26 protein-coding genes are annotated in these 25273 nt (G+C 57.3%); 14 read left to right on the top strand and 12 right to left on the bottom strand.

The window, feature by feature from the left end:
- Positions 1–73 precede the first annotated feature (73 nt).
- Positions 74–589, top strand: a complete 516-nt coding sequence (gene fldB / locus G364_RS0100140; RefSeq protein WP_019933111.1) for a flavodoxin FldB — start codon at positions 74–76, stop codon at positions 587–589.
- A gap of 196 nt (positions 590–785) precedes the next feature.
- Here fldB and brnQ read toward each other — a convergent pair whose 3' ends face one another.
- Positions 786–2090 carry a branched-chain amino acid transport system II carrier protein gene (gene brnQ, locus G364_RS0100135; protein WP_026344567.1) on the bottom strand — a complete coding sequence of 435 codons (1305 nt, stop codon included), beginning with the start codon at positions 2088–2090 and terminating at the stop codon, positions 786–788.
- Positions 2091–2254: 164 nt separating this feature from the next.
- Entirely contained in the window at positions 2255–2962 is a 708-nt protein-coding gene (locus G364_RS0100130; protein ID WP_019933109.1) for a tRNA1(Val) (adenine(37)-N6)-methyltransferase, read from the bottom strand.
- Positions 2963–3032: 70 nt separating this feature from the next.
- Between G364_RS0100130 and srmB the strand changes: the two genes are divergently transcribed.
- Positions 3033–4334 (top strand): ATP-dependent RNA helicase SrmB, encoded by a 1302-nt coding sequence (gene srmB, locus G364_RS0100125; RefSeq protein WP_019933108.1) that lies wholly within the window; start codon positions 3033–3035, stop codon positions 4332–4334.
- A gap of 124 nt (positions 4335–4458) precedes the next feature.
- Here srmB and yaaA read toward each other — a convergent pair whose 3' ends face one another.
- Genes yaaA through G364_RS0100110 form a run of 3 tightly spaced genes read right to left on the bottom strand, consistent with a single transcriptional unit; the run spans position 4459 to position 7406 of the window.
- Positions 4459–5238 (bottom strand): peroxide stress protein YaaA, encoded by a 780-nt coding sequence (yaaA, locus tag G364_RS0100120; protein ID WP_019933107.1) that lies wholly within the window; start codon positions 5236–5238, stop codon positions 4459–4461.
- A 7-nt stretch (positions 5239–5245) separates the two neighbouring features.
- Positions 5246–6355, bottom strand: a complete 1110-nt coding sequence (locus G364_RS0100115) for a PilT/PilU family type 4a pilus ATPase (RefSeq protein WP_019933106.1) — start codon at positions 6353–6355, stop codon at positions 5246–5248.
- A 16-nt stretch (positions 6356–6371) separates the two neighbouring features.
- Positions 6372–7406, bottom strand: a complete 1035-nt coding sequence (locus G364_RS0100110) for a type IV pilus twitching motility protein PilT (RefSeq protein ID WP_019933105.1) — start codon at positions 7404–7406, stop codon at positions 6372–6374.
- A gap of 40 nt (positions 7407–7446) precedes the next feature.
- Here G364_RS0100110 and G364_RS0100105 point away from each other — a divergent pair, with 40 nt between their 5' ends.
- From G364_RS0100105 to mutT, 9 genes are all read left to right on the top strand, one after another.
- A complete protein-coding gene (locus G364_RS0100105; protein WP_019933104.1) occupies positions 7447–8139 on the top strand; it encodes a YggS family pyridoxal phosphate-dependent enzyme in 693 nt (230 codons plus the stop codon).
- A 10-nt stretch (positions 8140–8149) separates the two neighbouring features.
- Complete coding sequence (gene proC / locus G364_RS0100100; protein ID WP_019933103.1) at positions 8150–8974, top strand: pyrroline-5-carboxylate reductase; 825 nt, start codon at positions 8150–8152, stop codon at positions 8972–8974.
- A 9-nt stretch (positions 8975–8983) separates the two neighbouring features.
- Positions 8984–9535 carry a YggT family protein gene (locus G364_RS0100095; protein WP_019933102.1) on the top strand — a complete coding sequence of 184 codons (552 nt, stop codon included), beginning with the start codon at positions 8984–8986 and terminating at the stop codon, positions 9533–9535.
- Positions 9536–9604: 69 nt separating this feature from the next.
- A complete protein-coding gene (locus G364_RS0100090; RefSeq protein ID WP_019933101.1) occupies positions 9605–10018 on the top strand; it encodes a DUF4426 domain-containing protein in 414 nt (137 codons plus the stop codon).
- Positions 10019–10029: 11 nt separating this feature from the next.
- A complete protein-coding gene (gene rdgB, locus G364_RS0100085) occupies positions 10030–10635 on the top strand; it encodes an RdgB/HAM1 family non-canonical purine NTP pyrophosphatase (protein WP_019933100.1) in 606 nt (201 codons plus the stop codon).
- On the top strand, positions 10629–11774 hold the full coding sequence (gene hemW / locus G364_RS0100080) for a radical SAM family heme chaperone HemW (RefSeq protein ID WP_019933099.1): 1146 nt from the start codon (positions 10629–10631) through the stop codon (positions 11772–11774). The genes rdgB and hemW overlap by 7 nt, the downstream gene beginning before the upstream one ends.
- Before the next feature lie 50 nt (positions 11775–11824).
- Positions 11825–12559 (top strand): cell division protein ZapD, encoded by a 735-nt coding sequence (gene zapD, locus G364_RS0100075; RefSeq protein ID WP_019933098.1) that lies wholly within the window; start codon positions 11825–11827, stop codon positions 12557–12559.
- On the top strand, positions 12556–12747 hold the full coding sequence (yacG, locus tag G364_RS0100070; RefSeq protein WP_019933097.1) for a DNA gyrase inhibitor YacG: 192 nt from the start codon (positions 12556–12558) through the stop codon (positions 12745–12747). The genes zapD and yacG overlap by 4 nt, the downstream gene beginning before the upstream one ends.
- Positions 12737–13141 carry an 8-oxo-dGTP diphosphatase MutT gene (gene mutT / locus G364_RS0100065; RefSeq protein WP_019933096.1) on the top strand — a complete coding sequence of 135 codons (405 nt, stop codon included), beginning with the start codon at positions 12737–12739 and terminating at the stop codon, positions 13139–13141. The genes yacG and mutT overlap by 11 nt, the downstream gene beginning before the upstream one ends.
- Positions 13142–13245: 104 nt before the next feature.
- Here mutT and parC read toward each other — a convergent pair whose 3' ends face one another.
- The 6 genes from parC to nudF all read right to left on the bottom strand — a co-directional run bounded on the left by parC (position 13246) and on the right by nudF (position 20371).
- Positions 13246–15501 carry a DNA topoisomerase IV subunit A gene (parC, locus tag G364_RS0100060; protein WP_019933095.1) on the bottom strand — a complete coding sequence of 752 codons (2256 nt, stop codon included), beginning with the start codon at positions 15499–15501 and terminating at the stop codon, positions 13246–13248.
- A gap of 15 nt (positions 15502–15516) precedes the next feature.
- A complete protein-coding gene (gene parE / locus G364_RS0100055; RefSeq protein ID WP_026344564.1) occupies positions 15517–17412 on the bottom strand; it encodes a DNA topoisomerase IV subunit B in 1896 nt (631 codons plus the stop codon).
- 449 nt (positions 17413–17861) lie between these two features.
- The gene (locus G364_RS0100050) at positions 17862–18434 is read right to left on the bottom strand and encodes a YqiA/YcfP family alpha/beta fold hydrolase (RefSeq protein ID WP_019933093.1); all 573 of its coding nucleotides are present in this window, start codon (positions 18432–18434) and stop codon (positions 17862–17864) included.
- Positions 18434–19264, bottom strand: coding sequence for a 3',5'-cyclic-AMP phosphodiesterase (cpdA, locus tag G364_RS0100045; RefSeq protein ID WP_019933092.1), 831 nt, complete (start codon positions 19262–19264; stop codon positions 18434–18436). Before cpdA ends, G364_RS0100050 begins: the two co-directional genes overlap by 1 nt.
- Positions 19265–19272: 8 nt before the next feature.
- Positions 19273–19716: a DUF1249 domain-containing protein gene (locus G364_RS0100040; protein ID WP_019933091.1), complete on the bottom strand. Its 444-nt coding sequence runs from the start codon at positions 19714–19716 to the stop codon at positions 19273–19275.
- Between the two features lie 37 nt (positions 19717–19753).
- On the bottom strand, positions 19754–20371 hold the full coding sequence (gene nudF, locus G364_RS0100035) for an ADP-ribose diphosphatase (protein WP_019933090.1): 618 nt from the start codon (positions 20369–20371) through the stop codon (positions 19754–19756).
- Between the two features lie 197 nt (positions 20372–20568).
- Here nudF and tolC point away from each other — a divergent pair, with 197 nt between their 5' ends.
- Together tolC and bamJ are read left to right on the top strand one after the other, a co-directional pair.
- Positions 20569–21873: an outer membrane channel protein TolC gene (tolC, locus tag G364_RS0100030; protein ID WP_019933089.1), complete on the top strand. Its 1305-nt coding sequence runs from the start codon at positions 20569–20571 to the stop codon at positions 21871–21873.
- Between the two features lie 37 nt (positions 21874–21910).
- Positions 21911–22375, top strand: coding sequence for a BamJ family beta-barrel-assembly machinery protein (bamJ, locus tag G364_RS0100025; RefSeq protein ID WP_211212414.1), 465 nt, complete (start codon positions 21911–21913; stop codon positions 22373–22375).
- 48 nt (positions 22376–22423) lie between these two features.
- On the opposite strand, the gene hldE is transcribed toward bamJ, so the two are convergent.
- Entirely contained in the window at positions 22424–23848 is a 1425-nt protein-coding gene (hldE, locus tag G364_RS0100020) for a bifunctional D-glycero-beta-D-manno-heptose-7-phosphate kinase/D-glycero-beta-D-manno-heptose 1-phosphate adenylyltransferase HldE (RefSeq protein WP_019933087.1), read from the bottom strand.
- A 129-nt stretch (positions 23849–23977) separates the two neighbouring features.
- Between hldE and lpxL the strand changes: the two genes are divergently transcribed.
- Complete coding sequence (gene lpxL / locus G364_RS0100015; protein WP_019933086.1) at positions 23978–24904, top strand: LpxL/LpxP family Kdo(2)-lipid IV(A) lauroyl/palmitoleoyl acyltransferase; 927 nt, start codon at positions 23978–23980, stop codon at positions 24902–24904.
- Positions 24905–25273: the final 369 nt, after the last annotated feature.

Below are 25273 nucleotides of genomic sequence, written 5' to 3'. Positions count from 1 at the left end.
TTCACTCCATATTCTGCCTGCAGGGCGGCTTCTGTTATTATGAGCCCATTCCATCAAGAGTGAACGGAGCCCCATGAATATCGGTTTGTTTTATGGCTCGACCACCTGCTATACCGAGATCGCAGCCGAAAAAATTCGTGAGCAGCTCGGTGCCGAGCTGGTTGATCTGCATAATATCAGGGATGTGCCTCTGGCGCGTGCGCAGGATTATCCCATTCTTATTCTTGGTATTTCTACCTGGGATTTTGGTGAATTGCAGGAAGACTGGGAGTCTCATTGGGACGATATCGATACCCTGGATCTGGACGGTCATGTGGTGGCGCTGTTCGGTATGGGCGATCAGCTGGGTTATGGCGAATGGTTTCAGGATGCGCTGGGCATGCTGCACGACCGGGTGGTGGCCCGGGGGGCCAGCGTGGTGGGTTACTGGCCCAACCAGGGTTATGAGTTTGAAGCCTCAAAGGCGCTGACCGAAGACGGCAAGTACTTCGTCGGTCTGTCACTGGATGAAGCCAATCAGTACGACGACACCGATCCCCGCATTGAAGCCTGGGTCGCGCAGATACTGGATGAAATCGCGGCGCTTTAATCTCTTTGATCAACAAGTACCGCAACGCGAAGCAGCAGTGGGGATTGCCGTAGCCGACCGTCCCATGGATGGGCTTGAAGCGTGTCGTGAAGTGCAAACCGCACTGATGCTTCACATGCCGCTCTTTCTCAGCAATGCGTGGCTAAACAACAAAAAAGCGGCATTGAAGCCGCTTTTTTTATACCGGTTGCCAAGCTCAGGCCGTGGCAGTCCGGGCTGTTTTGCCCACAGTCAGGCCGATAATGGCAGCAATGGCGGTGGGCAGGGTCCAGGCCATGCCCACGCCGAACAGCGGCATAAAGTCCAGCAGGCTCATATCCAGGCCGGCGGCCTGCATGCCATCGAGCAGACCAAACACAAAGGCCACGCTCATGATCAAGCGAAAGGCAAACACGGGAGCGCGCATCAGCGGCCGCAGATAAGTGGCCACCACCAGCGCAATAGCTACCGGATACAACGCCACCAGAATCGGAACAGACACACTGATCAGAGTGTTCAGACCCACATTGGCCACCAGCATGCAGGCCAGTGCAATGGCCACCACCCAGGCTTTGTAGCAGCCCTTGCCGGTCAGGTTATGGAAATAGTCGGCACAGGACGACACCAGCCCCACCGCCGTGGTCAGGCAGGCCAGGGTCACAATGGCCGACAAAATCAGCAAACCCGGCTCACCAAATAAAGACAGCACATAAGCACTGATGATCTCGCCGCCATTGCTGGCATCCATCACCACGCCCTGGCTGGTTCCACCCAGTACAAACAGCGAGATATACACAAAGCCAAGACCTGCTGCCGCAATCAGTGCCGCTGCCATCAGATAACGGGACTGAGCACGGGTATCAGTGACGCCTTTCTTGCGCAGCACATCCAGGATCAGCATGGCAAACAGCAGGGAGGCAAACGTATCCATGGTGTTATAGCCTTCAATAAAGCCCTTCACAAACGGCTGAGCCAGATAGGCCTCGGTGACCGCCGGCTGTGTGCCCTGAGGATTCACAAACACGGCAATGGCCAGCGCCACCAGTAACAGCAGCAGCAGCGGAGTCAGCAGCTTGCCAATGGCTTCCAGCAGCCGGCCCTGACTCAAAGACAGCAGCAGCGCCACACCAAAAAAACCAAGGGTATACAGGGTTAATGCGCCCTGCCCGGGGTTTTCCAGAAAGGGCTTAACGCCCATCTCATAGGCCACCAGACCGGTGCGGGGAGCGGCAAAGGCCGGGCCGATAATAATAAAGATGGCACTGCCCATCAGGGTAATAATCACCGGCGGCAAATAGCGGCCCATCACCGGCAAACCGCCACCGGCCAGCGCTGCTGCCACCAGACCGGCCAGGGGCAGACCTACGGCTGTGGTCAGGAAACCAAACATGGCGCTGGTCATGTTTTCACCGGCCAGAAAACCGGCCAGGGGCGGAAAGATAATGTTCCCCGCCCCCAGGAAGAAGGCGAATGTCATGAACCCCAGGCCCATCACATCAAAAGTGGACAATGGCTTTTTCAAGGCAAACCTCGTGGCGGCAAAGCGCTTGGCGAAAGTTTCGTTTGGAAACTAACTAAATTAACAAAACGATGCGCTGCTGTTTAAGGTTTGTAAAATACTAAAAACCAACAGAGCGCGAGCTGCACAGTAGCATAATGATGTGAAAAGTATCTTCAATACAAAATTTACATCTTCAGATAGAAGGGCGAGACCATTCCTTTGTATATGTCGCCATATTCGCCACAAACAGTATTAATGACAATTTCTTCTTTGATTACACAGTTTTTGATCCTGCCAAAGCGCAATAAAAAACGAGTGGGTGTTTTACCCTCACGAGTGATCACCGACTGCTGCTCCTGCAGATAAAGGGCATTTGAGTCTGCCAGTGTCAGCGCTTCTTCATGTGCCTGCCAGGGCAGTACCAGACAGATCTGTCCATTTTCGCTCAGTAACCGGCAGCCATGACTGAACAGGTCCGCCAGACTCAGGCTGCCGCCGTGGCGGGCACTGGCCCGGGCCGCGCAGTCAAAATGCTGCCCCGGCATAAAATAGGGCGGGTTGGAGACGATCAGATCAAAGGGTTTCGCCACAAACTGCTGCAGCGCGCCCTGTTCAATGTGCATTTTCCCGGGCCAGGGCGACTCGGCCACATTTTCTGCCGCCTGCGCTGCGGCTGCCTTATCCAGTTCCAGACCGGTGATCTGCACCTGACCGTTACTGCGCTGGGCCAGCATCAGCCCCACCAGACCGGTGCCGGTGCCCACATCCAGAATGCGTTCAGCTCTCCCCAGTGGTGCCCAGGCCCCGAGCAGAATGCCGTCTGTGCCCACCTTCATGGCACAGCGATCGTGATTAACCTGAAATTGTTTAAAACGAAAACCCTGTCCGGCCATGGTTATCCTGAGAGTATTTTGATGGAAGTTCGCCTATAATAACCGGCCATTTTGGTTGACGGAATTGAACATGAGCAGTATGACCTTTGAGCAACTGGAGCTGGACCCTATTCTGGTTCGCGCTCTGGCCCGTATGGGCTACGCCAGACCCACCACCATTCAGAGCCAGGTCATACCCGAAGCCATGAGCGGCCGGGACATCATGGCCTCCGCTCCCACCGGTACCGGCAAAACAGCGTCGTTTTTGTTGCCGGCCTGCCAGCACCTGCTGGACTTTCCGCGCCGACAAGCCGGCCCGGCCCGGGTACTGGTGCTCACGCCCACCCGGGAGCTGGCCAAGCAGATTGCCGACGATGCCAAGGCCCTGCTGAAAGACACCGGTCTGCGGGTAGAAACCATTACCGGCGGCGTGCATGCCGACAAACATCTGCCGGCCCTGACCAAAACCACCGACATAGTGGTGGCCACTCCCGGCCGGCTGCTGCAATACATAGACGAAGAGTCGTTTGACAGCCGCGATATTGAAATACTGATCCTGGACGAAGCCGATCGCATGCTCGACATGGGCTTTATTCAGGATGTGGATCGCATTGCTGCCGAGGCTCGCTGGCGTCGTCAGACCATGCTGTTTTCTGCCACCCTCGAAGGCCGTGGTCTGATGAAGTTTGCCGCAGACATTCTCAAGGAGCCGGTGGAGCTGTCTGCCGAGCCGCCCCGCAGCGAGCGCAAGAAAATCAATCAGTGGCTGCACCTGGCCGACAACCCGGAGCACAAGTTTGCGTTGCTGCTGCATCTGCTGCGCCAGCCAGATGCCACCCGCAGCATCGTCTTTGTAAAAACCCGCGAGCGTCTGATGGAGCTGGCCAGCCGGCTGCAGCAGGAAGGCCTGGACAACGCCTGGCTGCGGGGCGAAATGGATCAGGACAAGCGCTTTGAAGCGCTGCGCCGTTTTCGCAACGGCAAGGTCAATATTCTGGTGGCCACCGATGTGGCAGCCCGGGGCATAGACCTGCCCGAAGTCAGCCATGTGATCAACTACGACATGCCGCGCACCGCCGATGTGTATGTACACCGTATCGGCCGTACCGGCCGGGCCGGCCGCAAGGGCACCGCCATCAGCCTGGTGGAAGCCCACGACATGGCCATGGTGGTCAAGGTAGAGCGCTACACCGATCAAAAGCTCAAACGTCGCATCATTGACGAGCTGCGCCCCAAACACAAAGAAGCGGCAGTGACAGTGCGCAAGAAGAAAGAGGCCGACGGCAAAGGCAAAAAAGCGGTTCAGCCCAAGAAGAAAACCCGCCAGCGCGACAAGAAGGCCAAGGGCCAGCCCCGCTGGCTGAAAGACAAGCAGGCCGACGACAAGGCATAAAAAAACCGGCCTTCATGGCCGGTTAAACAAAGAGAGAGTCAAAAAAGGGAATTGCTGAAAGTCAGTAGACACATCCTTATAGAGAGCGGCAACCGCATAAAGGTTCCCGCTCTTTTTTATTTTTTCAGGATGTTTGCTCTTCCCGCCGGAACACCAGCTCGGTGGCGGTGGACTCGTCTTCTGCAAAGTAATAGCCGGCAGTATCAAACGCCGTCAGCTGGCTGACCTCGGTCAGCCGGTTTTCAATAATGTAGCGGGCCATCATGCCCCGCGCCTTTTTCGCGTAGAAGCTGATAATTTTGTACTGGCCGTTTTTGCAGTCCTTGAACACCGGCGTAATAATCTGGCCTTCCAGCTGCCTTGGCTTAACCGCCTTGAAATATTCATTAGAGGCCAGATTAATCAGTACGTTGTCACCCTGGGCCGCCATGGCCTCATTCAAGGTTTCTGTAATCACAGCGCCCCAGAAGGCGTACAGATCCTTGCCGCGGGCATTGTCGAGCTTGGTACCCATTTCCAGCCGGTAAGGTTGCATCAGATCCAGCGGCCGCAACACGCCATACAGCCCCGACAGCATACGCATATGTAATTGTGCAAAGGCAAAGTCGCCGGCCGTCAGGCTTTCGGCGTCCAGCCCCGTATAAACATCGCCTTTAAACGCCAGCAATGCCTGCTTGGCGTTCTCCGGCGTAAATTCCGGCTGCCAGTCGGCAAAGCGGGCGGCGTTAAGACCCGCCAGTTTGTCACTGATTTTCATCAGCTTGCCAATCTCTGCCGGTGTCAGCTGCCGGGCCCGTTCAATCAGCTCGGCAGAGTGCGCCAGCAACTCGGGCTGAGTGTAATCGGCAATCACCGGCGGCGTGTCGTAGTCCAGCGTTTTGGCAGGGGACACTACTATCAGCATAATTTCCTCAGGATTCGATGGTTACATTGTCGAACAGGCCGGAGTCGAGCCCGCCGCCGCCCTGCAGCTTGATCATCAGCCGCAGATCGTTGGGAGAGTCAGCATAGGCCAGTGCTTCGGTGTAGCCTATATGCTGCTGGCTGTAGAGGTCAAACAGTGCCTGATCAAAGGTCTGCATGCCTGCCTCACGGGATTTGGCCATGATTTCCTTGAGCTTGTGCATGTCTCCCTGACGGATCACATCGGCAATAAGCGGTGTATTCAGTAAAATCTCAAACGCGGCACGGCGTTGAGTGCCATCCTGGGTGGGGATCAGTTGCTGAGCCACTATGGCTCTGAGATTAAACGATAAATCAAACAACAACTGACGGTGCTTGTTTTCCGGTACCAGATGCATAATGCGGTCAATGGCCTGATTGGCGTTGTTGGCATGCAGGGTGGCCATGCACAGATGACCGGTTTCGGCAAACGACAGCGCATAGCCCATGGTTTCTTCCGAGCGGATTTCACCAATCAAAATGACATCCGGAGCCTGACGCAACGAGCTTTTCAGCGCGGCATCGAACGATTCGGTGTCGATGCCCACTTCACGCTGAGTAATAATGGAACGTTGATGCTGATGGACAAATTCCACCGGATCTTCAATGGTCAGAATATGGCCGTCGGCATGGCCGTTGCGGTGGCCTATCATGGCCGCCTGAGTGGTGGACTTGCCGGTGCCGGTACCCCCCACAAACAGCACCAGACCACGCTTGGCCATGGCAATGTCGCGCAGGGTTTCAGGCAGATACAGCTCTTCAAAAGACGGAATGCGGCTTTCAATCCGGCGCAGCACCATGCCGGCTTTATCCTGCTGCCAGAAGGCGCTGACCCGAAAGCGGCCATGCTCGTCATCATGAATAGCAAAGTTGGCTTCTTTTTGCTGATGAAACCGCGTCTTGTTTTCCGCCGTCATGCAGGATTCAACCAGCGCCAGTGTTTCCTGCTCAGTCAGTGGCTGCTCGCCCAGAGGCATAAGTTTGCCCTGTGTCTTGATGGTGGGCGCAATGCCCGCCGAGATATACATGTCCGAGGCCTTGTGCTCGCACATGCGGCTTAATAATGATGCCAGCTTCATGGCTTTCTCCGGTGTATCAGATGCTTTGCGGATCCGCCGCACGCAGGCGGGCATCGGCAGGGGCCACCTGACCGCTGGCCACCAGCCGCTTGAGAGACTGATCCATGGTCTGCATGCCATGGGCCATGCCGGTCTGAATCACGGAATACATCTGGGCGACCTTGTCTTCACGGATCAGGTTACGAATGGCCGGCGTACCCAGCATGATCTCGTGGGCCGCTATCCGGCCGCCATTCACCTTTTTAAGCAGGTTCTGGGATATCACCGCCCGCAATGATTCCGACAGCATGGAACGTACCATGTCTTTTTCCGCACCCGGAAACACATCAATAATACGGTCAATGGTCTTGGCCGCCGACGAGGTATGCAAAGTACCAAATACCAGATGGCCGGTTTCCGCGGCAGTGAGTGCCAGCCGAATAGTCTCCAGATCACGCAGCTCCCCCACCAGAATAATATCGGGATCTTCCCGCAGCGCCGAGCGCAGCGCATTACTGAAAGAATGAGTGTCTCTGTGCACTTCCCGCTGGTTGACCAGGCATTTTTTATTGTCGTGCACAAATTCAATGGGATCTTCAATGGTCAGAATATGCTTGTTGAAATTGTCATTAATGTGATTGACCATGGCTGCCAGCGTGGTGGACTTGCCCGAGCCGGTGGGGCCGGTCACCAGCACCAGACCACGGGAATACTCGGCAATGCGCTCAAAGATGTCCGGCCCGCCCAATTGTTCCAGGGTCCACATGTCGCTGGGGATCACCCGGAACACCGCCGCTGCCCCACGCGCCTGATGGTAGGCATTCACCCGAAAACGCGCCAGCCCGGGTAACTCAAAAGAAAAGTCGACTTCAAAGTTTTCTTCCAGCTCCTTGCGCTGGCGATCATTCATGATGTCGTAGACCAGCCGGTGCACTTCTCTGTGATCCAGCACCGGCAGATTAATTTTGCGAATATCGCCATCCACCCGCAGCAGTGGCTGCACACCGGAAGAGAGATGCAGATCAGAGGCATTATGCTTTACACTGAACGCCAGTAATTCCGTAATATCCATATTTTTTCCCGTTGCCCGAGGCTTAACTGAATTTATTCATATGAGTACTATCGCACAGCATCTTCAGGACGTTAACGCCCGCATGCAGGCCGCCGCTGAACAGGCAGGCCGCCCCCTACACCATATCAAGCTGCTGGCCGTCAGCAAGACCAAACCCGCAGAAGACGTAAAGACTGCCTATGCCGCCGGTCAGCGCTGGTTCGGTGAAAACTATGTGCAGGAAGCGGTAGACAAAATAACCAGCCTCAAACAACATTGCCCTGATGCGGTGTGGCACCTTATTGGCCCGCTGCAGTCGAACAAAACCCGGCTGGTGGCGGAGCACTTTGACTGGGTGCAGACAGTCGACAGGCTCAAGATAGCACAGCGCCTTAATGATCAGCGCTCGGCCCATATGTCACCGCTCAATCTCTGTCTGCAGGTAAATGTAAGCGGTGAGGCCAGCAAGTCGGGTCTTGCTCCCGCCGACGCCGAAACCCTGGCCGACGAAATAGCGCACTTGCCCAATCTGTGCCTGCGCGGCCTGATGGCGATTCCGGAGGCAACCGACAATTCCGAGACCTTGCGGGCACAATTACTAGAGTTGAAGCATCTGTTTGATAGAATGCAGAAAAAACATTCCACCATGGACACACTGTCGATGGGAATGAGCAACGATCTGGAACTCGCAGTAGCTTGTGGCAGTACCCTGGTGAGGGTAGGCACGGCTATTTTCGGCTCCCGCAACCCTTGAGTGATCATTGATGGAACACAGAAAACTCGCTTTTATCGGCGCGGGCAACATGTCTCGCAGCCTGATTTCCGGGCTGATCCGCTCCGGCTATCCGGCCAGTCACATTACCGCCGCAAACCCGTCCCGGCCCAAACTGGATGCCCTGGCTGCCGACTTTGGTATTCATATCACCCAGAATAACCTCGAAGCCGCCACTCAGGCCGAGGCCATCGTGCTGGCAGTCAAACCCCAGATGATGGCTGGCATGCTGAGCGAGCTGCTGGCTGCCGGGGCTGACTTCAGCGGCAAACTGCTTATTTCCATTGCTGCCGGTATATCCGTTAACCGGCTTGAACAGATGGCCGGCGGTCATGCCAATATAGTCCGCACCATGCCCAATACGCCGTCTTTGCTCGGCCTGGGCATGACCGGCCTTTATGCCGGCGCGGCGGTAGCGCAGGCAGACAGGGATTATTGCCAGCAAGTGATGGAAGCCGCCGGAAAAACCCTGTGGGTGGCCGAAGAGGACGGCATTAACCAGATTATTGCCGCTGCCGGCAGTGCGCCTGCCTACTTTTTTCTGTTTATGGAAGCCATGGCAAAGCAGGCTGAGCAAAGCGGCTTCTCTGCCGATGAAGCCCGGTTGCTGGTGCAGCAAACCGCGCTCGGTGCCGCCAATATGGTGGCTGCCAATCCGCACTTGTCTTTGGGCCAGCTGCGTGAGCAGGTCACTTCCAAGGGCGGTACCACCGCCGAAGCGATTCGCAGCTTTAACGACAATGGTCTGGAGCCGCTGGTGGCCAATGCCATGCAAGCCGCCGTGGCCCGGGCCCGGGAACTGGAAAGCCAGCTTTAAGGATATTCAATGAACACCGCTTATTATCTGATTAACACGGTTTTCGATCTTTACCTCATGGTGGTGCTGCTGCGTATCTGGCTTCAGCTGGTCAGGGCCGACTTCTATAATCCTTTCAGCCAGTTTGTGGTCAAGGCCACTAATCCGCCACTGAAACCGCTGCGTCGCCTTATTCCTGGTTTTTTTGGTATTGATATGGCCGCCGTGGTACTGGCACTGATAGTGGCTACGGTCAAATTTACGCTGCTTAAAGCGATGAATGTGTTCATAGCGGACTGGAGCGTGGTATTGCTGGTAGGCGTCATCACAGTGCTGAAAAAGGCCGGTGTGATGCTGTTCTGGATTCTGATTATTCGCGCTTTGCTGAGCTGGGTCAGCCAGGGGCGCAGTCAGATTGAGTATGTGATGTATCAGCTGACCGAGCCTTTGCTGGCACCGCTGCGCCGTATTATTCCGCCAATGGGCGGGCTGGATCTCAGCATTCTGGTGGCCTTTATCGGTCTGCAGGCACTGAACTGGCTGATGGGCGATTTGTTTGGCTCACTCTGGTGGCAGCTATAACCGGCGGAACTCCTGAGCAAGGCGTTCTAAACTAATCACTGTCAGCCACAGGTTAAAAGGGGAATTCTTATGTTTAAAGCCATTATCGCCACTCTGGCCTTGCTGTTTACTTTTCAGGCTTCAGCCGAAGAGACCCGCATCGGCGACTGGACCGTACACTACAGTGCCTTTCCGTCTACCTTTCTGGCACCCGATGTTGCCAGAGACAACAATATTGAACGCAGCCGCTTTAATGGTCTGCTCAATATTGCCGTGCTCGACGCCGACGGCAAGGCCGTTCAGGTGGCTCTGAAAGGCCAGGGCAAGAACCTGCTGGGTAATGTACGTCAGCTGGAATTTCAGACCATTCGTGAAGGTGAGTCTGTTTACTACATTGCCCAGTACCCCTACCGCAATGAAGATAATGTGCTCTTCACCATTGATATCAGCGGCCCCAAACAGGGCGGCGAGCTGAGCTTCCGTCATACCTTTTACACCGAGTAAGTTGTTCTGTTGTGACTCAAAAAATTGTACTGGCCTCCGGCAACGCCAAAAAAGTTGCCGAACTGCAAAGCCTGCTGGGCGAACTGGGCATGAGTGTGGTGCCGCAAACCGAGCTGGGCGTGACTGACGCCGATGAAACCGGCACCACCTTTGTGGAAAATGCCATTATCAAGGCCCGTCACGCCGCACAAATAACCGGCCTTCCCGCCATTGCTGATGACTCCGGCCTGGCGGTGGCAGCTCTGGACGGCCGCCCCGGTGTTTACTCGGCCCGCTTTGCCGGCCCAGGTGCGACAGACCAACAAAATCTGGAGCTGCTGCTGGAGCAAATGCAGCAAGTGCCCGAAGGCCAGCGCCAGGCCACTTTCTGGTGTGTGCTGGTCTATATGCGCCATGCCGACGACCCCACGCCGCTCATTTGCACCGGCCACTGGCAGGGCGAAATTACCCTTGCTCCTGAAGGTGAGCACGGCTTTGGTTACGACCCTGTTTTCCGGGTGCCGGAAGCGGGCAAAACCGCTGCCGAACTGACCCCTGCCGAGAAAAACCGCCACAGCCACAGAGCCAGTGCCCTGCATCAGCTGCAACAACTGCTGCAAGAAGCGATGCAATGCTGATACTGCCACCTTTGAGTCTGTATATTCATATTCCCTGGTGTGTACAGAAATGCCCTTACTGTGACTTTAACTCTCATGCCTTGAAGCACGATATTCCCGAGCAGGAATATATCGATGCCCTGCTGCAGGATCTCGACGCCGATCTGCATTTTGCACAGGGGCGCAAACTGCACAGCATCTTTATTGGTGGCGGTACGCCCAGCCTGGTAAGCCCCGAGTCCATCGGCCGGCTGCTGGCCGGGGTGCAGCAGCGTCTGCCCTTTGAAGACGATATTGAAATTACCCTGGAAGCCAATCCGGGCACGGTGGAAGCCGGCCGCTTTGGCGGCTTTCAACGGGCCGGCGTTAATCGTATTTCTATTGGTGTGCAGAGCTTTCAGGCCGACAAGCTCGAACGCCTGGGCCGTATTCATGACCCCGCACAGGCCCGCTTTGCCGCACAGGAAGCCGCCGGTGTGGGGCTGAACAGCTTTAATATTGATCTGATGCACGGTCTGCCTGAACAACGCCTTGAAGACGCTCTTTATGATCTGGAGCAGGCACTGGCGCTGGCACCGCCGCACCTGTCCTGGTATCAGCTCACCATAGAGCCCAATACGCCGTTTGCTTCTCGTCCGCCGGCGCTGCCGGAAGACGACACCCTGGCAGATATTTATGAACGGGGTCACGCGCTGCTGCTGGCTCACGGCTATCAGCAATATGAAGTGTCTGCTTATGCCAAACCCGGGTTTGAGGCCAGACACAACCTCAACTACTGGCGCTTTGGCGACTACCTCGGCATTGGCTGCGGTGCCCACGGCAAAATCACCCTGCCGCTGCAGGGGCAAATACTGCGCACCGTCAAGGTCAAGCATCCCCGGGGTTATCTGGACTCAGGCCGGCCTTATCTGGATCAGCACTGGCATATAGAGACGCAGGATCTGTCGCTGGAATATTTTATGAACCGGCTTCGCCTGTTCGAGCCCATTCCCTGCCACGAATTTACTGGCCTCACCGGCTTGCCGCTGGCGCAGCTGCAGGCCCCGCTGGCTGAGGCCTGCCGGCTGGAGCTGCTGGAAAACACCGGCAGCCACTGGCGGGTAACACCGCTGGGCCGGCGTTTTCTTAACCGCCTGCTCGATTTGTTTCTTGAGGAGTGAAGCGGGTACACTTGCGCCATTAATGCCTCGAACCACAGGCCAAGCAGCTTATGTCATCACTGGTTTACGAATTTCCTCTTAATGAAAAATGCCGTAACTATTTACGGTTGAATGAACTGCTGAAGCAAATTGAACAATGCCGCAAACTGAATGCTCCCGGCCAGGCCACCGCCCTGTTCAAGGCCCTGCTCGACGCCCTGGAGTTACTGGAACGTTGCGACTTGCGCAGCGATCTGGCCAAGGATCTGGAGCAGCAGAATGCCAGGCTGGAGGCCTGGGCCCAGGTGCCCGGCGTGGATGCCGCCGCTCTGCAGCAGTTCTCCCGAAAGCTGACCATGCTCAGCCAGCAACTGCCTCGCAGCGCCCGTCTGGGTCAGACCCTGCGGGAAGACAAGCTGCTGACGGCAGTACGCAGCCGCTTTGCCATTCCCGGAGGCCTCTGCTCTTTTGATGTACCTCAGTTGCATCACTGGCTGCATCAGCCTGCCGAGGTACAGCAGCAGGATCTGGAGCGCTGGGTTGGCCAGCTCAGCCTGCTGCGTCAGGGTCTGGATATGCTGCTGACGCTATGGCGGGAAAGCAGCCAGTTCAGTGCCCAGCAGGCCAATGCCGGCTTTTTTCAGGACAGCGCCGAAAATACCAACATGATCCGGTTACGGCTGCCCACCGAGCAGGCGGTTTATCCGGTGGTCAGCGGTAACAAATATCGTTTTACCATTCGTTTTATGCCGGTGGGCAACACCGATATCGGCAATATCGACTTTGAACTGGCAGATATCAAATGAGCAAGATAACCACAGTCCCCTGCCCCACCTGCGGAACAGCAGTAGAATGGGGCGAGCAGAGCCCGTTTCGTCCCTTTTGCAGCAAACGCTGCCAGCTGATTGATCTGGGTGAGTGGGCCGATGAAGAAAAGCGCATTCCCGGCGATCCCGCCTGGCTGCCGGAGCAGGATGGCGAAAATGAGTACTGAGGGTAAAAAATCGGTACTGGTGGCAGTGGGCGTGATTGAAAACGCCGCCGGCGAGATTTTTGTCTGCCGCCGGGGCGAAAGCCAGCACCAGGCCTTTAAATGGGAGTTTCCCGGCGGCAAGGTAGAAGCCGGCGAAACCGTGCCCCAGGCCCTGGCCCGGGAGCTGGAAGAAGAAATCGGCATTCGGGTCACTGTGTGCGAGCCTTTAATGCGCATTGAGCATGACTATGGCGACAAACAAGTCACCCTGGATATTCGCAGAGTCACCGCCTTTACCGGCGAGCCCCACGGCCGTGAAGGCCAGCCCAGCCGCTGGGTGCCGGTGGGCGAGCTGCACAGCTACGACTTTCCCGCCGCCAACAGCCCGATAGTGGAAAAACTGCAAAACCCATAGCGGGAAGCGCAGGGTGGCGATGAACGCAGCGAATACCAACACTTTTCAATAAAAAACCGGGCTAACATGGCCCGGTTTTTACTTCCAGCTTTCAGCTTCTCGCTTCAAGCTTGAGTGGCTTCAATCTCCAGGCTGTCCACCCGTTGCAGCCCACGGGGCAGCAGCGCGCCGCGGCGGCCGCGTTCACCTTCATAGTGGGCCAGGTCGGCAGGTTTCAGAGTCAGCTTGCGCTTGCCGGCATGAATGGTTATGCAGGCCCCTTCCGGTACCACCGCCAGCTGCTTGATGTAATCTTCCCGGGCCTGCACGCGGGCTGAGGTAATGCCTATCAGCTTGTTGCCCTTGCCCTTGGCCAGCATGGGCAGATCCTTCAATGGGAACAGCAGCATACGACCCTCGTTGGTCACCACCAGGCAACGGGAAGTCTCCACCTCCGCCACCGGCACCGGCTTGAGCACCTCGCCCCCGGCAGGCACGGTGAGCAGCGCCTTGCCGTTTTTGTTGCGGCTGACCATGTCACCATAGCGGCAGACAAAACCATAACCGGCATCGGACGCCAGCAGATAGAGCCGCTCGTCGTCTCCGGTGAGAACAAAGCGGACCTGCTCGCCCGGACTCAGGCTGCAGCGACCGGTGAGTGGCTCCCCCTGACCCCGCGCCGACGGCAGGCTGTGGGCATCCAGGCCGTAGGCCCGGCCGGAGCTTGCCAGAAACACTGCCATCTGATTGCTGCGCCCGGCAGCGGCATCGAGAAAGCTGTCCCCGGCCTTGTAGCTGAGGGCAGCTCCATCCACCTCATGGCCCTTGGCGGAGCGGATCCAGCCCTTCTCGGACAGCACTATGGTCACCGGCTCGCTGGGGATCAGCTCCTTCTCGCTCAGAGCTTTGGCTTCTTCGCGCACCACCAGCGGAGAGCGGCGATCGTCGCCGTATTTTTCGGCGTCTGCCAGAATTTCCTTTTTCAGCAGGGTGCTGAGACGACGCTCAGATCCAAGAATCTGCGCCAGCTTGTCGCGCTCGGCGGCCAGCTCGTCCTGCTCGCCGCGAATTTTCATTTCTTCCAGTTTGGCCAGGTGACGCAGTTTCAGCTCAAGAATGGCTTCCGCCTGAATCTCGGTGAGATCAAACCGGGCCATCAGCACCGGCTTGGGCTCATCCTCGGTGCGAATGATCTCAATCACTTCATCGATATTGAGAAAGGCGATCAGCAGGCCGGCCAGAATATGCAGCCGGGCTTCTACCTTGTCGAGCCGGTATTGCAGCCGGTTGCGCACCGTTTCACGGCGGAACTGCAGCCACTCACTCAGAATGCGATCCAGCGTTTTCACCTGAGGACGGTTGTCCAGCCCCAGCATGTTGAGGTTAACGCGGTAGTGCTTTTCCAGATCCGTGCTGGCGAACAGGTGCTGCATCAGCTGCTCCACGTCCACCCGGCTGGAGCGGGGAATGATCACCAGACGGGTAGGGTTTTCATGATCCGACTCGTCCCGCAAATCCGCCACCATGGGCAGCTTTTTGGCCTGCATCTGGCCGGCAATCTGCTCAAGTATTTTGGCACCGCTGGCTTGATGGGGCAGCGCGGTAATAACGATGTCGCCCTGCTCCATTTGGTAGACGGCACGCATTTTGATGCTGCCCTTGCCGGTTTCGTAAATTTTCTGAATATCGGCTTTGGGGGTGATGATCTCGGCCTGAGTAGGGTAATCGGGGCCGGCCACATGTTCCATCAGCTCAGCCACAGTGGCCCTGGGGTGCTCCAGCAGATGTACACAGGCATTGGCCAGCTCGCGCACATTGTGGGGCGGAATATCGGTGGCCATACCCACGGCAATGCCGGTGACGCCGTTCAGCAATATGTGCGGCAGCCGGGCCGGCAGCATGCGCGGCTCCTTCATGGTGCCGTCGAAGTTGGGGATCCACTCTACCGTGCCCTGTCCCAATTCACTCAGCAGCAGCTCGGAGAAGCGGGACAGCCGCGCCTCGGTATAACGCATGGCAGCGAACGATTTGGGATCGTCCGGCGCGCCCCAGTTGCCCTGCCCGTCCACCAGAGGATAGCGATAAGAGAAGGGCTGGGCCATCAGCACCATGGCCTCGTAACAGGCGGAGTCGCCGTGCGGGTGGTACTTACCCAGCACGTCACCCACGGTACGGGCCGACTTCTTGTGCTTGGACAGGGCCGACAGCCCCAGCTCGCTCATGGCGTAAATAATACGGCGCTGTACCGGCTTGAGACCGTCGCCGATGTGCGGCAGGGCCCGGTCCATGATCACGTACATGGAATAATTGAGGTAAGCCTGCTCGGTAAAGGTGTGCAGCGGCAGGCGCTCCACCCCTTCCATGGTAAAATCTTGATTCATAGTAATTTATTGTCCTCAGGCCAGGGGATCGACCATATTGCCCTTGGTTTCCAGCCATTCCCGGCGGTCGCCGGCGCGCTTTTTGGCCAGCAGCATGTCCATCAGCTTTTCGGTGGCCTCGCTGTCGTCCACCGTCAGCTGTACCAGCCGGCGAGTATTGGGATCGAGCGTGGTTTCGCGCAGCTGCTTGGGGTTCATCTCACCCAGGCCTTTAAAGCGGGTGACCTGCACCTTGCCGCGTTTTTTCTCGGCCTTGATGCGCTCCAGCACGCCGTCCCGCTCGTCTTCATCCAGGGCGTAGAACACTTCCTTGCCCACATCGATGCGGTACAGCGGCGGCATGGCCACAAACACATGCCCCGCCGCCACCAGATGCTGAAAATGACGCACGAACAGGGCGCACAGCAGGGTGGCGATATGCAGGCCGTCGGAGTCGGCGTCGGCGAGAATACAGATTTTGCCGTAACGCAGGCCGGACAGATCGTCCGAGTCCGGATCCAGGCCAATGGCCACCGAAATATCATGTACTTCCTGAGAGGCCAGCACCTGGCCGGACTCCACTTCCCAGGTGTTCAGGATCTTGCCCCGCAGGGGCATGATGGCCTGAAACTCCCGGTCCCGGGCCTGCTTGGCACTGCCGCCGGCGGAGTCCCCTTCCACCAGAAACAGCTCGCCCTGCATGGGATCGGAGCAGGCGCAGTCGGTCAGCTTGCCGGGCAGCGCCGGCCCCTGGGTGACCTTTTTGCGCACCACTTTCTTAGCCTGACGCAACCGGCGCTGGGCGCTGCTGATGCACAGCTCGGCCAGCTGCTCGGCCAGCTCGATATGCTGGTTCAGCCACAGGCTGAAGGCGTCTTTTACCACACCGGAAACAAAGGCCGCACACTGGCGCGACGACAGCCGCTCCTTGGTCTGGCCGGCAAACTGGGGATCCTGGATTTTGACCGACAGAATATAGGCACAGCGCTCCCAGATATCATCCGGGGTCAGTTTGACGCCCCGCGGCAGCAGGTTGCGGAATTCACAAAACTCACGCATGGCATCGAGCAGGCCCTGACGCAAACCGTTAACGTGAGTGCCTCCCTGCGCCGTGGGGATAAGGTTAACGTAACTTTCCCCCAGGGTGTCGCCCCCTTCCGGCAGCCAGCACAGGGCCCAGTCGGCGGCCGAATGCTCGGCAGCGAAGCTGCCGGTAAAGGGCGCTTCCGGCAGGCAGGGATAATCCTTGACCGCTTCCACCAGATAGTCTTTCAGGCCATCTTCATAGCACCATTCCAGCGATTCGTTATTGGCCTTGTCATCAAAACGAATGGTGAGCCCGGGGCACAGCACCGCCTTGGCCCGCAGCAGGTGCTTGAGCCGGGTGGCGGAGAATTTGGGGGCATCGAAATAGCTGACATCAGGCCAGAACCGTACTCGCGTACCTGTGTTGCGCTGACCGCAGGTGCCGGTCACGGTCAGCTCACTGACCTTGTTGCCATGCTCAAAGGCCATTTCGTAGACCTGGCCGCCACGGCGCACGGTCACGTCGAGCCGTTGGCTCAGGGCGTTGACCACGGAAATGCCCACACCATGCAGACCACCGGAGAACTGGTAGTTTTTGCCGGAGAACTTGCCGCCGGCGTGCAGCTTGCTGAAAATAAGCTCCACCCCGGAGATGCCTTCTTCCGGATGAATGTCGACCGGCATGCCGCGGCCGTCGTCGATCACCTCAAGGGACTGATCCTCATGCAGTATTACTTCCACCTTGCGGGCGTGGCCGGCCAGGGCTTCGTCCACGCTGTTGTCGATCACTTCCTGGCCAAGGTGGTTGGGGCGGCTGGTGTCGGTATACATGCCGGGGCGACGACGCACCGGCTCCAGACCATTGAGAACCTCAATGGCGTCGGCAGTATATTGACTCGATGTCATGTTGACCTTCGGTAATCTGGGGTGATTGCCGGATCTTACTACTCGAAGGCCATTGCTGGAAGAAGGAAGCAAAACAGCCGGAAAGAGGATGTATGCGGAAACGGTGCGATATGAAGCATCAGCGGGGTCACCTGCGCCGACACGCTTCAGGCCCTTCCATGGGACGCTCGGCACATGCCCTCCCTGGCATGTGACGGTCGGCTCCGGCAATCCCCGCAGCTGCTTCAGTCAACTCCGGAGCTGCCAATGAAGGCTGTCAGGCAACTCGGTGATGAGTTCGGAGGGCAAAGGGTATCTGCTTCGCCGCGCCCTTCGCGCCAGGGATGGCGCGACGGAGCGTACAGGGAGGTATTCACAGCGTGCCTTCGAGCCGTGCGCTTTGCCCGACAAAATTGCACGGCCAGACAGACGATATGCATTCCCACGCGGAGCGTGGGAACGAGAGTGGATTAGAGTTGCAGGAAGCGGATTATCTGGGCGCAGTAGTGCTGAAAGCCGATAAAGGAGTGGTCACCGCCTTTCTGAATGCAGACCCGGGCGAAACGGTAGTAGTCCAGCGCTTCCCGGTAGTCGAGCACTTCGTCTTCCTGCTGTTGCAGCAGCCAGATGCGCTCAAGACAACAGGGCTTATTTACTCTCAGCTCTGCCAGCTCGGCCATATGCTGACGCTCCAGCGTATAGCGCTCGCCGGTGTAGGGATTTTCCTGCTCCCCCAGCCAGTCGGCCAGCAGAATATGCGGATTGACCGCCGGGTTCACCACCACGGCACGCACGCCATAGTGCTCCGCCACCCGCGTGGCCCAGAAGCCACCGAGGGACGAGCCGACCACCCCAAAGGGCGTATTAAGCTGGTCACACATGGACGCTATCTGAGCCCAGGCTGCCGCCGGCGTGGCCGCCAGCTGAGGGCAGACCAGCTCAATATCAGGCCGGTACTGCTCAAGATGTTCCCGCATCAACTGAGCCTTGATGGAATTAGGAGACGAATTGAAGCCGTGCAGATAAAGCAGGGTGGCCATCATTAATATCCTCTGGCACTGAAGTCGGGCACAAAGGCATCGGGGGGCAGCCGCCACACCCGGGTACTGAGCCGGCCATCAGGGTGTAGCGACAGCTGACGCCAGCCCGGGGCGGTATGATCCAGAGCGAAGTCATCGGACAACGGCTTGAACTGAATGCAGGTAGAAGGACTGGCCAGATAACGAATACCGTTTTGTACCTCGTCAAAGCCCTGATGTACATGACCGCACAACACCACTCTGGTGGCATTATGCTGGTTTAGTCTGACCGCCAGTTCATCCGCATTACGCAGGTTGTGCTGATCCAGCCAGGCGCAGCCTACGGGCACCGCCTGATGATGCACTGCCACCAGCAGATGATGATGGGGATAAGCAGCGACCGCCTCGTCCACCATGACCAGCTGCTGCTCGCTTAGCCGGCCGCAGGTTTCTCCCTGGGCCTGAGAATCCAGCAGCAACACCTGCCAGTGCTCCCCAAGCAGATGTTTGGCCTGATGAATACCGGCTCCGTCCAGCTCGGCCTGCATAACAGGGGCTTCATCATGATTGCCCGGCAGCCAGAATACCGGCGGTGTCAGTTCAGCCATCATGCTCACAAAGTGACGATAAGACGCCGGGCTCTGATCCTGAGACAAATCACCGGTGGCCAGAATGGCATCGCAGCCGGCCAGCTCTTCTTTCATGGCATTCACCACGGCCCGGCAGCTGTGCCAGGTGGGCACACCCAGCAGATCACCCTCGGTATCGGCGAATAAGTGAGTATCGGTTATCTGGGAAAGCTCTATGGTGCCGCTGGCGGCTTGAGTACCAAGGGGAAGAGTGGAAAGCGTCATTGCCTCGCTCAAAGCTGTTTGACCGTGCTGAATCCGTGTTGCAGGCAACATCTCAGCCATTCGGCCAGAAAGAAATTAACCTGTTCCTTTTCGTTACGGTGGTGCATTTTTTGGTTGGGATAATCATAACTTGGCTGCAGCGCCGAAATCTGTTGACTGGCACACACTTCGGCCATTCTTACATCATGATAAAGCCGCACCCGCACTTTCATGCGCATAAACACCGGCAAACCCGGCGTGCACTGCTCAATGGACACATGCCAGGTATAGGGTGCAGTTTCCAATACCCGTAGCACAAACAGCACCTGCTCACTGATGCCCACCGACAGGCTCTCGCCCGCTTGAGCCTCATTAGGCAACAACTTCATCAGCGCCATATAGTTGGTGTCACAAGTGCGCTGCAGCCCCTTTAAGTCCGGCACATGCTTATTACGAGTACGAACAGATATCAACGTCTCCTCCTTGGGCATGGCAAGGGCTTGTCTTGCCCTACTTCCACAGCCCGGCTTCATGGTTCAGCGCCAGCCATTGCAGTGCAATCACACTGGCGGCGTTATCTATTCTACCATCAGCCAGCCATTGCATCGCCTCTCTGCGCGAAAGCCGGTGCACGCGAATATCTTCGCCTTCGTCGGTCAGCCCCGCATGACTGGCCGCCTGAGTGGCATCCACTTCCCCTACAAAGACAGTAATGCGCTCGCTGCAACCGCCCGGGCTGGAGAAATAACTCATGGCACGGGTCAGCCGGCCCAGGGTTAACCCTGCTTCTTCTTCTGCTTCACGGCGTACCACTTCTTCTTCCGACTCGCCGGGCTCCACTATGCCCGCCACCACTTCCAGCAGCCAGGGGCTGCTGTCATGATGAATGGCACCCACGCGAAACTGCTCCACCAGAACCACCTCATCGCGTACCGTGTCATAAGGCAGCACAGCAGCAGCATGCCCCCGGTCAAACAGCTCCCGGGTCAGTTCCGGGCCCCAGCCGCCGGCAAACAGACGGTGGCGCAGCCGTACCTTCAGCAGCCGGAAAAAACCTTTATACCCCGTATCCTCGGCTATAATCTGCATGTCCTGCCGCCCAAAACGGGCGCTGTTATTATTGCTCATGCTGGCTCCTTGCTTGACATTCCGACGGCAAAATTTAGACTGAAACGCCTTAATGAATGAACGTTCATTCTCTTATTGTATATTGTAACGACCTGCCGAATTAATAATGCGCATGTTACCGTTATACTGAACAGACGAAAACCGACTGCCTGCATGTGCCGGGCATAATGGCTCCACTCGCTTTACAAGGCCCATTCATGAAAAAAACACTGTTGTCGACCCTGGTATTGCTGTGTGCCGCAGGCCAGGCCCAGGCTGAAAACCTGCTGGAAATCTATCAGCAGGCCACGCAAAACGATCCTCAGGTGCGTGAAGCCAAGGCCCGCCGCGATGCCGCCTTTGAGAAAATTAATGAATCCCGCGCTGCTCTGCTTCCTCAGATTAACCTGGGTGCAGGCGCGACCTATACCGAAAGCAATCAGACCGACTCTACCGTCACCAATGCCGGTGTTAATCTGAGTCAGGCACTGTATCGCAAGTCGAGCTGGGTCAACCTGGATATCACCGAAAAGCAGGCGGCACAAAGCGAAGTCAGCTACAAACAGGTGCAGCAACTGCTCATTTTGCGTGCCACTCAGGCTTACTTTAATGTGCTTAATGCCGAAGACGCCCTGAGTTTTGTCCAGGCCAATAAAGAAGCGGTCAGCCGCCAGCTGGAGCAGACCAAGCAACGTTTTGAGGTGGGCTTGAGTGCCATGACAGACGTGCACGAAGCTCAGGCTCAGTATGATCAGGCACTGGCAGATGAAATTATTGCCCGCAACGCTCTCGACAACAGCAAAGAAGCCCTGCGTGAGCTTACCGGCATGAGCTATGATCAGCTGTCTGCACTCAACACTGACAGTTTCAGCCCTCAGGCACCGGTGCTGCGCGCTGACGGCTGGCTCGACATTGCCCTGGAGCAAAACCTGGAGCTGCACGGCCAGCGCATTGCCAAAGACATTGCCAGCGAGCAAATTGATCTGGCTCAGGCGGGTCATCACCCTACTCTCGACTTGAATGCCGGCCTTAACAGCCGCCGCACCGATTTCAGCGGCAGCTCGGCCAGCAATAATGTACGTGACAACACCCTCAGTGAGGGCAGCTTGGGGGTCAGCTTTAATCTGCCGCTTTATTCAGGTGGTGCCACCAGCTCTCAGGTAAGCCAGGCACAATACAACTATGTCGCCGCCAGCGAGCTGCTGGAAAAAAGCTTTCGCTCCGTGCAGAGCAGCGTGTACTCCTCTTATAACGACGTCACCGGCGCACTTGGCTCCATTCGCGCCTTTGAGCAGCTGGTAGTGTCGGCAGAAAGCGCACTCAGTGCTACCGAGGCCGGCTATGAAGTGGGAACCCGCACCATAGTCGACGTGCTTAACGCCACTCAGCAGCTGTATGATGCCAAGCAGAAACTGTCTTCTGCCCGTTACAACTACATCATCAGCCAGTTGCAGCTCAAGCAGTCGGCCGGCAACCTCACCGAGCAGGATCTGATTGACATCAATAACGGACTGCAACGCTGACGCTGCACACTCAACACAAGGAACCAACGTGGTTAAGATTATTGTAGGCATTGCCCTGGTAGCCCTATTTTTGCTTTTTTTCTATCGCGCTCAGGGCAACAAACAGGCCGCTGCAGAAAATATTCAGGCCGGTGAAGCCTTCCTTGCCGATAACAAACAGCAGGAAGGAGTACAGACCACCGCCTCCGGCCTGCAGTATCAGGTATTGCAAGCAGGCACCGGCACGGTTCACCCCAAGGCCAGTGACAAGGTTACGGTGCATTACCATGGCACCCTGCTCGACGGCACCGTCTTCGACAGCTCGGTTGAGCGCGGCGAAACCATACAGTTTGGCCTCAAACAGGTGATCAAGGGCTGGACCGAAGGCCTGCAGCTGATGGTGGAAGGCGAGAAGACCCGCTTCTTTATTCCCGCCAGTCTGGCCTACGGTAACCGCGCCGTGGGCACAATACCACCGGGTTCCGTGCTGATTTTTGAGGTTGAGCTGTTCAGGATCAACTGATGCAAAAAGGCCGGCTTGTCAGCCGGCCTTTTACTGTCTGTGGTTCGTTCAGCGAGTGCGAATGGCTTCGATAATGGCGGTGGTGGAACAGCCGTCTTCAAAGTTAAGCACTTTTACTTCGCCACCGTTAGCGGTCACTTCAGCGTAGCCGGCGATCTCTTCCGGTTTGTAATCACCACCCTTGACCAGAATATCCGGCAGCACGCCGGCAATGAGCCGCTGAGGCGTGTCTTCGGCAAAGGGCACCACCCAGTCTACCGCGCCCAGCGCTTCCAGCACCGCCATGCGGCGATCCACTGTGTTTACCGGCCGGCCTTCGCCCTTGAGCGCCCGTACCGACTCATCGGTGTTCACTGCCACTATCAGCCGATCACCCAGCTTGCGGGCATTGTTCAGGTAAGACACATGACCGGCGTGGAGAATGTCAAAGCAGCCATTGGTCATGACGATTTTTTCACCCCGGCGGCGGGCCGCTTCCACCACAAACTTGAGCTGCTGCTCACTGACCACGCCCATGCCCGACTCGGCCGCACCGTAAAGGGCGTTGGCCAGTTCAATGGCAGACACGGTAGAGGTACCCAGCTTGCCCACTACGATGCCGGCGGCCACATTGGCCAGAGCACAGGCTTCTTCCAGCTCCAGACCGGCAGCCAGGCTGGTGGCCAGAGTGGCGATGACGGTATCGCCGGCACCGGTCACGTCGAACACTTCATGAGAGCGGGCCGGCAAATGCAGCTCGTCACCCTCACGGCGAATTAAGGTCATGCCATGCTCGGAGCGGGTGACCAGCAGCGCCTGCAAGTCAAAGCGCTTCACCAGCTCCCGGCCGCGCTCCACCAGCTCCTGCTCGTCTTTTACCTTGCCCACCACGGCTTCAAACTCGCTCATATTGGGCGTGAGCAAAGTGGCACCGCGGTATTTTTCAAACTCGGTACCCTTGGGGTCGACCAGCACCGGCACCCCTGCCTCACGGGCTGCCCGGATCAGCTCCTGCACCCGTGCCAGAGCGCCCTTGGCATAATCCGACAACACCACCACACCGGCCTGGGCCAGCGCCGCAGCATGCTTTTCGGTAAGAGGAATGGCATCGTCGGCATCAAAACCGTTTTCAAAATCGAGCCGCAGCAGTTGCTGGTTACGGCTCATCACCCTGAGCTTGGTGATGGTGGGATGTACGGCATGGCGCACAAAGTCACACCGCACCCCCACCGCCTGCATGCGATCTTCCAGGGCATTGGCTGCTTCATCGTTGCCGGTCAGGCCCAGCAGCTGAGCACCGGCACCCAGCGCAGCGGCGTTCAGCGCCACGTTGGCGGCACCCCCCGGGCGCTCTTCATTGTGCTCTACCTTGACCACAGGCACCGGTGCCTCGGGAGAGATGCGTCCGGTGGGACCGGACCAGTAACGGTCCAGCATCACATCCCCGACTACCAACACCCTGGCATGGTTAAATTCCGGCAGCTTGATCTTCATAGGTAAAGACTCTTTAAACAGGTGGAAAGCACAAATAATATCACAGCCAAACCGCCCTTGGGCGCGCGGGTGGTCATTAACGCCGGAGTTCTTTAAAATCCGCACATTCCTTTTTACTGGCGTTGTGACATGCAAACACACCGGCTTCCTTCTTTTCGTGCAGCCTTGCTGCATCCGCGCTTCTGGCCTGCCTGGCTGGGGCTGGGGGTGCTCTGGCTGCTGGTTACATTGCTGCCCTGGCGCGCTCAGATGGCACTGGGCAGAGCCCTGGGCCGGCTGGCCATGAAGCCGCTGAAGTCCCGGGTAAAGGTGGCCCGGCGCAATCTGGAGCTGGCGCTGCCGGAGCTGAGCGACGCTGAGCGGGAAACGCTGCTGAAGGCCAACTTTGAAAGCGTGGGCTGCGCCGTGTTTGAAACCGGCATGGCCTGGTTCTGGCCTCACTGGCGCATGCGTGCCATAACCATCATGGAGGGCACAGAGCATGTGGATGCCGCCGTGGCCAAAGGCCAGGGCATGCTGCTGCTGTCGGCGCATTTTCTGACGCTGGAGCTGAACGCCCGCCAGTTTGGCCTTTATCGACCCGGTGTGGGCGTGTACCGGCCCAACACTAATCCGGTGCTGGAATATGCTCAGGTGCACGGCCGCTGCCGCTCCAATAAATATCTGGTGGACCGGCTCGATATCAAGGGCATGCTCAAGGCGCTGCGTGCCGGTGATGCGCTATGGTATGCACCGGATCATGACTATGGCCGTCACGCCAGCGTATTTGTGCCCTTTTTCGCCGTAGACAAGGCCGCCACCATTACCGGTACTGCGACTCTGGCGCGCGTAAAGAAAACCGTTACCCTGCCCTGTTTTACCCTGCGCGAAAAGAATGGCTACCGGCTGGTGATCCAGGCCCCGCTGGACAACTTTCCCGTCGGCGACGATGAAGCCGATGCCATCACCGGCAACAGGGTAATAGAAGCCGCCATTCGCCGCGCGCCGGAGCAGTACATGTGGCTGCACCGCCGGTTTAAGACCCAGCCGGAACGGGGCATGCCGTCACGGTATTGATGACCTGCGAACGAAACATCAGCCCCGTAGTTGGGACGAGTCCCAACATTTCAGCAGGCGATAAAAGTGTTGGGATTCGCTGTGCTCATCCCAACCTTGTATGTTGAACGCACAGGAATTGATAGAGTTAAAACCAGTTACCGGGGAGGCCGTCCCAACCTGGAGGCAGTGTTTACTGACCTCGTGCGTAGATTGGCCCCCCGCCTCATTGCCTATCTCGAAGAGTATCAGGAAGCCATCAAGATGGACTTCGCATCACAAGGTTGAGACTGCATGAAGTGCGAGGTCGGGGAACCGGTGATAATTGTGAACTATAGCGAGGCGAGAGGAAAGGGAATGAGTGTATTTGTCGGCATTGATATTGCTGCT

The organism is Oceanimonas smirnovii ATCC BAA-899 (assembly GCF_000381965.1).
In the GTDB taxonomy this organism is placed as follows: Bacteria; Pseudomonadota; Gammaproteobacteria; order Enterobacterales; family Aeromonadaceae; genus Oceanimonas; species Oceanimonas smirnovii.
Note: the sequence above shows the minus strand (reverse complement) of the source record. Positions and strands in the feature narration are given on the sequence as shown.